We start from the raw sequence: 10099 nt of genomic DNA on the forward strand, positions 1-10099 counted from the left end.
GGGTTCTACCCCGCTAACACGGACACTTCAAAGAAGCCTCATCATGGGGCAGGAGGAGTGTCATGGCACAACGAAGAAAGTTCAGCGAAGAGTTCAAGCGTGAGGCGGTTGGCCTGACGCGGCTTCCCGGCGCCAACGTCAGCCAGATTGCCCAGGACTTGGGCATCGGCGGCAATTTGTTGTTCCGATGGCGGCGTGAGTTGGATGTTCACGGCAAGAAGTCGTTCGTGGGTGCCGGCGTGGCCCGCGATCAAGAGATCCTGGCGCTCAAGCGACAATTGGCGCGGGTAACGAAGGAGCGGGATTTTTTGCGCGATGCGGCGGCGTTCTTCGCCAAGGAATCGTCTTGAGGTACGAGGCGATCCGACGCCACCGCGACCAGTACCCGGTTCGTTTGATGTGCCGATGCCTGAAGGTCTCGTCCAGCGGGTTCCACGATTGGTGCACGCGCCAGCCCAGTACCCGCGCACGAGACAACACGCGATTGTTGGAGAAGATCCGGGGACACCATGCCGCCAGCGATGGCGTAATGGGCGCACCGCGCATACTTGAAGCGTTGAGCTACGAAGGCGAGACGGCCAGCCCCAATCGGATTGCCCGGTTGATGGCAGCCAACGGGCTGGCTGGGGTGCCGCAGCGGCGGCGCTGGCGGCACAAACCCTCGGGCGTGCCGCCGGCCTTCGTGCGCAATCACCTGGCACGCGACTTCACCGCCAACGAGCCCAACACCAAGTGGGTGGTGGACATCACCTGCCTGCGCACCGGCGAAGGCTGGCTGTACCTGTGCGCGGTGCTCGACCTGTACTCGGGCAAGGTTGTCGGCTGGTCGATGGCGTCGGTGCAGGACCGTCACCTCGTGCTGAAGGCGGTGATGATGGCGTGCTGGCAGCGCCAGGATCGCAGCGAAGTCATCCTGCACTCCGATCGCGGCACGCAGTTCACCAGCGCCGAGTACCAGCAGTTCCTGAAAGACCACCGCATCGTCAGCAGCATGAGCGATGTAGGTCACTGTGGCGACAACGCGGCGGCGGAAGGCTTCTTCGGCAAACTCAAACGCGAGCGGGTCTACCGGCGGCGCTACCTGACGCTGGCCGAAGCCAGGGCCGATGTGTTCGATTACATCGAGCGGTTCCATAACCCCCTCATCCAGCGCAGGCTCGATGCCAGGGATCAGGCCTTTAGACTCTTAACCCAATCGTCCGTGGAAACGGGGTAGAACCCTGCTGCTTTCGCGCCCTGACAAGCGGCATTGTCAGCAGTTAACTGGGCCATTCGGCTGACCTTGTCGTCCGGCACCTTGTTGATGTCGTCCCCGAAAGACGCGAGTTCCTTGGCGATGTCTTCGCACGATTGCTCGCGCTGGTCCTGACCACAGCACTCGGTGCCAATCTCCAAGCGCGGTTGCCGACGCCCTAATCTTCCTACGCATAAGGCCTCTCAGTCCCGAGGATTCCGAGAGGTAGCCTGCGAATCGGCCGCTCAGTGCCGTCGCAACCGTTGTGGCCAGCATTTAAATTGACAGCGATAGCTAAATGCAGTAAAGGTCTAAATAAGCCACGGACGGTACGCTACGCCGTTCGTCATGACACTCGGGGAAAACCATGACGCATCGGCCAGATTTTGCATCAAGGAATAGTGCGTGTTCCCGCTTTAAGCGCTTAGGAGCAGCAGGGCTGACTGGTACCATCACTGTCGCTGCCGTTCTCTCCATGCCTGCGCTAATGATTTCCAAGGCAGCATTCGGCAGAGTGGTGGCCTATGAAAGGTGCGTGGATTGGGGATTAATCGACTTCAACGGTCGCTGCGTTACGCGTGATCTCGCCGAATTCCTGGGCGGAGGCGGGGGCAGTGGCGGAGGTGGCAGACCCCACGGCGGCAGTGGGGGTGGGCCGCGAGTACGCCCGCCGAACCCCACCATCATCAGCGGCCGCGTGGCGAATGAAGACCCCTGCAACACGGCGGGCAATCCCATCATCCTGTCCACGGGAAACAAGATTGAGCCAGAATTTGATTTCGCTACGTCAGGAGAGTTTCCGCTCACGTTGGAACGAACATACAACCACTATTGGCAGGGTTCCGGACTCTTCGGACGTCACTGGGTCAGTAGCTTCGACTACAAGCTTTCCTTCGGAACCACCGCATTGGATGCCTGTTACCCTCGCCCCGGTGGCGGTGCTTGTGGCATTGGGGCCAATACCATCATCTATGCATGGCGGCCTGACGGAAGCACCATCAAATTCACGAAGCGGGCTGATGGTTTCTTCTATGAAGACAAACCAAGTGCTATCGCGAAGATAGAACAAAGAGCAGACGGAAAGTTCTACCTGTGGGGAGAAAAAGGGGGCTACGAAGCTTATTCCTCGGCAGGGTACATCGAAAAAATCCAGACCATCAGCAATGTTTCCTGGACGTTCTCCTACACCAATGGGACCTACCCGCGGCGAGTGACCCATACCTCCGGCCGCTATGTCGAGTTCACGTGGGGTAGCGGTCAAATGACAGCAGTTCGGGACCCTGCTGGGAACTACTATGGTTTTTCCTACACGGCCAATAGCTTTGGCACCGGCTACCATAGGTTGTCCGCCAGCTCCCAGCCAGGGACACCGGCCAGCACGACCACCTATCACTATGAATTGGCGGCCGACAAATCGGCCCTCACCGGGAAGTCATACAACGGGGTGAGGTATTCGACGTTCTCATACGATGCCAATGGATATGCCACCGGGTCGCAACACAATGGGCAGAACGCGTTCACATTTGCCTATACGGCAGGAGCCAATGGGGCATTGACGGTCGTTGAGACCAACCCTCTGGGAAAGAAGACTACCCACCAATTTGTAAATGGGAAGCCTACTTCCGTCACCGGACACCCCAGCACGTATTGTCCGGAAACGACCTATGCGTTGACGGAGTACGATGCTAACGGGTATCCCTCCATGACATCGGATTTCAACAACAACAAGATCGCGTATAGCTACAGTGCACAGGGCTTGCTGCTCTCGAAGACGGAGGGATATGGGACGCCTGTGGCGCGGACGACGCAGTACGAGTGGTCGGGCAACGGAACTTTGGTGAAAGAAACCGTGGTCGGTCATTCCAGCGCCGAGTACATCTACTCACTCGGAAGGCTGGCTGCGACAAACGCCAAGAATCTGTCTGCCCATGGTGTTGCTAATCAGGTCCAGACGACTTGGTATCAATATACCGACTATGGCAGCTCTGGAGGTGGCGGCGTTTGGGTGCCGGGGATGCTGGCTAGCGTACGTATCGACGGGCCCATCGCCGGGACGGCGGATGAACTGACGAGTACTTACGACGCTTTGGGCAACTTGACCTCAACTAAGAATACGTTGGGCCATCAGGTCACCTATAGCAACCACAATGGATTGGGCCTTCCGGGACGCATCACGGGGGCCAATGGGTCGATTACCGACTACACCTATGATGCCAGAGGGCGAGTCCTCACCAAGACCGATATTATTGGTGGCGTTGCCAATACCACATCCTATGAGTATGACGCCCGCGGTCGATTGAAGACCACCACGACGCCCGATGGTATCTCGGTGTCTTCCACCTATGACGTCCAGGACCGCCGAGTTACGGTTAGCAAGACCCGTGCGTACGAGGACGGGATGCCGGACACGACCAATGAAACACTGACCGAGAAGATTACCTATGCCTATAACGCGAACAGCAATCCGTTGTCAGAAGTCATCGAGGCGACCTATCGAGGCAAGATGTTTGATGAGGAGCTGGGAAAGCCTCTGAATTTCTCTTCCACTTCAACGCATTTGCAACGGTTCGTTGACTATGACGAGCTGGGGCGGCCTCGGGCCAAGCGTGGCAACAACGGCCAAAACATTCGCTACACCTACGACAGCAATGGCAACATAAAGACCGTTACCGACGGAAACAACAAAGTCACGACTTTTACCTATGACGCGCTAGACCGGCTGGCAACCGTCGTCGACCCTGCTAACAAGACGACCCAGTTCGGGTACGACGCGGGAAGCAACGTCATCCGGGTGGTGGACCCGCGGGGATTAACGACTACGTATGCCCATGATGGATTCGGGCAGCTATGGGCACAGACGAGCCCGGATACGGGGACCACGACCTATCAGTACAATGTGGCCGGCCAGTTCACCAATATGACAAGGAATGATGGAAGTGCACTGGGCTATAGCTACGACGGACTGGGGCGACTGACGTGGTCGGGAACGGGTACCGAAGCGCGGTGGTATAGCTACGACACGTGCACCAACGGTAAGTCGAGGCTGTGTGCAGTCTCTACATCAAACCCTGTGCAGACACTGAACTCGACCATCTACGGCTATACCCCCGAGGGCCAACTTTCCGTACAGCGGGATATCAATACACCAGGTGGCCCAGAGTATTGGACCGGTTACGCCTATGACGGCATGCAAAGGCTGATATCCATCTCCTATCCGAGCGGCGTGGCCGTTGGCTATGGCTATTCTGGCGGGCAGTTGCTGGCCATGACCACCAACATCGGGGGTGTCATTACCACTGTGGTAGGCGGAGTGACGACGCGTGCGTTCGGCCCCCCTAGCGGTTGGTCGTATGGGAATGGGCTGGTTCGCAGCATTCAGTACGACACGGACCTGCGCATCACCCAGTTGGCTACCATCCACTCCGGAAGCGCATTCATCCAGAAGCTCAACTATGGCTATAACGCGGGCGACCAGATCACGCAGGTCGCGAATACCCCCAATGCGAATCTCACCCAGAATTTCGCATATGACAATGTCAGTCGCTTGACGTCGGTGACGTCGACCTCGGGAAATCAGGGCTTCTGGTATGACGCGAACGGCAACAGGACGCGTCACCAATGGACCTGGGACCAGACTGTTGGCGTGGCCGCCGGCAGTAATCGTGTCAATTCCATGGGTGATTTTGTGTATACCCACGACAATCGTGGCAACCGAAGCACCATGTCGTGGGGCGGGTCCACAGCGTCCTATGGCTATGATGCCTTCAACATGATGAAGACGGCCTCGCGGGATGTGACCATCGCACACAATGAACCCAATTATACGAGCGTGACGTATCCAGCGGGGACCAACACCTACGCACACAACGCGCTCAACCAACGCGTCTGGAAATCGGCCCCGAGTCATGGGAACTACCGATATACCTATGGACCGGATGGCTCGCTGTTAGGCGAGTACAAGGACAATGGCGCCGTTTGGACGAGCTATCTCTGGTTCTATGGGCAGCTTGTCGGAATCGTGCGGAACGGCCAGTTGTTCTATGTGCATGGAGACCATTTGGGACGTCCCGAAACCGTCACGAACACTGCTAAGGCGGTCGTTTGGAAAGCAAACAACTACGCGTTTGACAGGGCGGTGACGCTGGATTCGATTGGAGGCCTGAATGTGGGGCTGCCAGGCCAATATCACGACAAAGAGACGGGGCTCTGGTACAACGCGAATCGATACTACGATCCGCGACTGGGGCGCTATACGCAAAGCGACCCAATAGGTTTGAATGGTGGCCTAAACACATACACCTACGTTGGAGGGGACCCAATTGGCCTCATTGACCCGCTAGGGTTGGCCGCAGGTGATTGTTACGCTACGCTTGATCTTGCTGCTGCGAATGCGATAGGGGATATCAACCCGACATCGATCCGACAAGATCGCGAGTACGGAGGTTGGTTCTATAAAACGGCAAATGGTTGGTATTCATACACTGCACCGATAAAAGGCAGTCAGCACTCTATAAATCTGGGAAAGCCGGTTCCAGGTGCGGTAGGGAACTACCATACTCATGGTGATGTAAATCCTGGCTATCCTGGTGAAGGGTTCTCTGGTGCCGACTATTTCAATCGTCGTCCTGGTCATACGGATTATCTCGGGACTCCAAGTGGCAGAATCCTGAGGAATACGGGATCACGGACGGTAGAGGTAGATACGCGCTCAACGCCAAATAATGGTGACGCTTGTAGATGCGCCGGAACAAATAGTGCTTTCAATGAGGTTTGGAATAACCTTACTCGGTGAGTTGATATGAAATTAATTAAGAGAGAAAGCTTTGGTTTGATTTTGCTGGTGTGTACCCTTGTCGGGGTAATGATGGCAATTAATCTGCGGGCTGGCGAGAAATGTTTGCCCTTGCTTCAGGCCGCAGAAATTGCTCGGCATGATTTTTCAACAAAGATTAAAAGCTCACCATTCGAAACTGAATATGATGAGTTCGTTGGAAACATTGACAATTATTCTATTGGCCTAAATGATGCGGGTGATATATTTTTTGTGGTATTTAGGCTTAAAGGACCGGAGCGAGGGGAAATAGTCAAGGGTGGCGGTGCGGTTTATAAGATTCGAAAGAGCGATCTCAGTATAGTTAGCTTCGTTGGTCAAGAATGATTGAAGCAGATCATGTCAGTCTGGTCGAGATCCGTTGCGTTAATGCCACCCTATAGAATTGAAGCTTTATAGGGGGGCTCCGCTCTCAAGCTAATTCGTAAGTTCGTTTATTAGCAGCTGTTGTTTCACCTCGGTGCCCCACTTGAATCGAGAGGACGTATGCAGCGATTTGGCTGCTAGGCGATGAGAGAAATGTTTTGCTCTGAGGCCTCAGCTGTATAGAGCTGGCCTTTTCCATGTCTGCCAGAGGCATTCAAGTGCAGGGGCGAGTCGAGATGGTTTCGCCGGCAATGGAGTGGTGGTTGTACGGCAGAATGCGTTGTTGGTGTGAAGTGAAGCGTGGTCTGGCACTTCATACATGCGGGCAGACCCTATCCGGTGCTGGTTATCCATGCAAAGCACGCAGAGTTCGTGGGCCCCGCGTTGCGCCTGCAGCCATAATGGCATGGAGTTTCATTGTGCTTGGCTTGGAGTTAGTCGCGGCTTCATGGCTACGACGCAGCAGGGAGCACTCTAAGCTCCGCACGGCCTTTGTCGTGAGACTGAAAAGGAAAATCACAGGGACGTCTCGGAGAAGTTCCTGCGCGGTTGTAGACGGGTTCCGGAAGTTGGGAAGGAAACAGCGACCCAACTTTGAGGCCCTTCCCATCAATCCCGGAGACAAAAACCATTGCGTGCACCCGTAGGGATGCGCAATCCATCCCGAAGGTGGCAGCGGGCCGTAGGCCCCGACGACCCCGGAGGGGTACGGGAGTCGAGCAGGAAAACATCCCGTCTGATGTCACGAATTTTGCTTTTTTATAATATACTTTTTAAGTAGTAATTATAAATATATAGGATTCGTGACACCCTTCCGGAATGCTTTGCAGGCTTCAATCAGCCCTGCTGCAGCCCATCCTCGGCGCTACCTTTCCGTCCAGCCTCCCGGTTTAGGCGCTCGCGCGCTCGTTGTCGACGCTTACGTTCGGTCGCATCGCTGGTCTGTTTCGATGCCCTTGGCGCATCCGTCCCATGTCGCGCTACCAGCGCGGCACGAACCTCGGCGTCCAGTGTCATGCATGCAGCAGCCAGGGGACATGCTTGGCAGACATTGGAAGCTGCGCGATACGTCCCGAAACAGCCCAGCATAGGCTGTGCTTCCACTGGCAAGGGTTCGCCCATCTCACGCGGCTCGAACGGAACGTACTCGGCCAATATTTTATCGACACGCGCGTCCCCGAACCGCTCGCGCGCTATGTGTTCCGGGATAATTTTGTCCCGCATCAGCAACACGCCTAGCTTGAACTCGTCGGGGAACTGTTTGACATTCGCGACCAGGTTGTCGTGGGCGGCCACCTGCACTGGGTGACCCCGATAATTCTCGGCAAGGAACATGGGGTCCAGTCGTTCCGGCCAATACTCCTTGCTGGCCGCTAGGCTGACACCGCGCTTGGCCTCGGCGTCCACGGCCTTGAGCACCGGGTCTCGCCATATCTGGTTCGGTGCTGGACATCGCTTGTACCCTGCCGAGAAGCAGTACTCGAAAGCCTGTCGCAAGTAGTACCGATACGGCAGTCCCAGCAAATCCGCATGCTGGCGTGCTTGCCATAGGGCTACGATGTCGCTATCCGGCCATGCGTAGAGCTGTGCCCTCGGGGCCAGCCGTGTATCTTTAGCCCAGTAACGCTTCCGGTATTCCCGATACATTTCATCGAAAATACGCCCGAACTCTTGCGTTCGCCGATACGGCGACATGAAACGATATGGCACGAACGCCATGTTGGAAAGCTCCGGCTCGGCATCGAGATGTTCGCCTGGAAGAATGGTCCGCGCGAGAACCAATTCCTGCAGCGCGACCTGTCGTGCATCACCCGATTTTCGAGCCTTGCCCAGCTCAAGCGCTTGTGTCCGATGGCGCATGTTCCGGATGGGCTTGCGCTTGGCGCCTGACCGGCGCAACGCTGCGTCGGGCGGGTATCCCATGGCTGCATTGCAGTCGCTGCGCTCCCTGTATGTTGTTCGGGAATCTCGCTTTGAACTTGATTGTACGGTGCTGGCTGGTGGTGCCGACACATTAGGGTGTTGGGGTCGTTCTTCGCTGTTCAAGTGGAACTCCAGATTTCGGCAGCCGGCAACTCGCCCATGGCTGCACATCGTGCATCTGAGAATGGGGTACTTAGGAAGGAAGCCCGAAAGGCGCCTTTCGGGTTCCGTGCGTTGCGATTAATAAGAGGTGGGCATGACTCCGGACACGCATCTTCGATGCTGACCTGACACATGCCTGGCAGTTCGCGTTTCCGTTCGCTCCGCCGTCTCAGACGCTCACAACTTGCGTCAGCCACACTTCATTTGTATGGGACATATGGGACATCCTCGCCCAGAATTTCGACTTCAATCTCTACGGGGAGCGGCATCCCCGCATACGGGCTGCGGAGCTGGCGATAGGCCAGCGCCAGACTCAGGGGGCCGCTCAGGGCAGATACCTCCAGGCCAGCACGGGGTCCATCGGGTTCTACCCCGTTTCCACGGACGATTGGGTTAAGAGTCTAAAGGCCTGATCCCTGGCATCGAGCCTGCGCTGGATGAGGGGGTTATGGAACCGCTCGATGTAATCGAACACATCGGCCCTGGCTTCGGCCAGCGTCAGGTAGCGCCGCCGGTAGACCCGCTCGCGTTTGAGTTTGCCGAAGAAGCCTTCCGCCGCCGCGTTGTCGCCACAGTGACCTACATCGCTCATGCTGCTGACGATGCGGTGGTCTTTCAGGAACTGCTGGTACTCGGCGCTGGTGAACTGCGTGCCGCGATCGGAGTGCAGGATGACTTCGCTGCGATCCTGGCGCTGCCAGCACGCCATCATCACCGCCTTCAGCACGAGGTGACGGTCCTGCACCGACGCCATCGACCAGCCGACAACCTTGCCCGAGTACAGGTCGAGCACCGCGCACAGGTACAGCCAGCCTTCGCCGGTGCGCAGGCAGGTGATGTCCACCACCCACTTGGTGTTGGGCTCGTTGGCGGTGAAGTCGCGTGCCAGGTGATTGCGCACGAAGGCCGGCGGCACGCCCGAGGGTTTGTGCCGCCAGCGCCGCCGCTGCGGCACCCCAGCCAGCCCGTTGGCTGCCATCAACCGGGCAATCCGATTGGGGCTGGCCGTCTCGCCTTCGTAGCTCAACGCTTCAAGTATGCGCGGTGCGCCCATTACGCCATCGCTGGCGGCATGGTGTCCCCGGATCTTCTCCAACAATCGCGTGTTGTCTCGTGCGCGGGTACTGGGCTGGCGCGTGCACCAATCGTGGAACCCGCTGGACGAGACCTTCAGGCATCGGCACATCAAACGAACCGGGTACTGGTCGCGGTGGCGTCGGATCGCCTCGTACCTCAAGACGATTCCTTGGCGAAGAACGCCGCCGCATCGCGCAAAAAATCCCGCTCCTTCGTTACCCGCGCCAATTGTCGCTTGAGCGCCAGGATCTCTTGATCGCGGGCCACGCCGGCACCCACGAACGACTTCTTGCCGTGAACATCCAACTCACGCCGCCATCGGAACAACAAATTGCCGCCGATGCCCAAGTCCTGGGCAATCTGGCTGACGTTGGCGCCGGGAAGCCGCGTCAGGCCAACCGCCTCACGCTTGAACTCTTCGCTGAACTTTCTTCGTTGTGCCATGACACTCCTCCTGCCCCATGATGAGGCTTCTTTGAAGTGTCCGTGTTAGCGGGGTAGAACCC

Annotated in this window: 5 protein-coding genes; 3 read left to right on the forward strand and 2 right to left on the reverse strand. The window is 57.1% G+C overall.

Translation table 11 applies throughout. The features are described 5' to 3' along the window. Window positions 1–62 precede the first annotated feature (62 nt). From AC3DEZ_RS20370 to AC3DEZ_RS20380, 3 genes are all read left to right on the forward strand, one after another. Window positions 63–1216 (forward strand): IS3 family transposase gene (locus AC3DEZ_RS20370; RefSeq protein ID WP_488389834.1). Its coding sequence is split into 2 segments (ribosomal slippage): window positions 63–303 and window positions 303–1216, totalling 1155 coding nucleotides; the frame shifts between segments, so codons are not numbered across the junction. Window positions 1217–1601: 385 nt separating this feature from the next. After that, window positions 1602–6026 carry an RHS repeat-associated core domain-containing protein gene (locus tag AC3DEZ_RS20375; protein ID WP_488389835.1) on the forward strand — a complete coding sequence of 1475 codons (4425 nt, stop codon included), beginning with the start codon at window positions 1602–1604 and terminating at the stop codon, window positions 6024–6026. Between the two features lie 6 nt (window positions 6027–6032). Further along, window positions 6033–6392 carry a hypothetical protein gene (locus AC3DEZ_RS20380; RefSeq protein WP_488389836.1) on the forward strand — a complete coding sequence of 120 codons (360 nt, stop codon included), beginning with the start codon at window positions 6033–6035 and terminating at the stop codon, window positions 6390–6392. 876 nt (window positions 6393–7268) lie between these two features. Here AC3DEZ_RS20380 and AC3DEZ_RS20385 read toward each other — a convergent pair. After that, window positions 7269–8354: a hypothetical protein gene (locus AC3DEZ_RS20385; protein WP_488389837.1), complete on the reverse strand. Its 1086-nt coding sequence runs from the start codon at window positions 8352–8354 to the stop codon at window positions 7269–7271. A gap of 529 nt (window positions 8355–8883) precedes the next feature. Further along, window positions 8884–10037 (reverse strand): IS3 family transposase gene (locus AC3DEZ_RS20390; protein WP_488389834.1). Its coding sequence is split into 2 segments (ribosomal slippage): window positions 8884–9797 and window positions 9797–10037, totalling 1155 coding nucleotides; the frame shifts between segments, so codons are not numbered across the junction. Window positions 10038–10099 lie beyond the last annotated feature (62 nt).

Source organism: Pseudoxanthomonas sp. 134C1 (assembly GCF_057773065.1).

What these genes read in the sequence shown, in the direction of transcription:
- AC3DEZ_RS20375 (WP_488389835.1), top strand. Translation starts at nt 1,602, where the DNA reads ATGACGCATCGGCCAGATTTTGCATCAAGGAATAGTGCGTGTTCCCGC.
- AC3DEZ_RS20380 (WP_488389836.1), top strand. Translation starts at nt 6,033, where the DNA reads ATGAAATTAATTAAGAGAGAAAGCTTTGGTTTGATTTTGCTGGTGTGT.
- AC3DEZ_RS20385 (WP_488389837.1), bottom strand. Translation starts at nt 8,354, where the DNA reads ATGGGATACCCGCCCGACGCAGCGTTGCGCCGGTCAGGCGCCAAGCGC.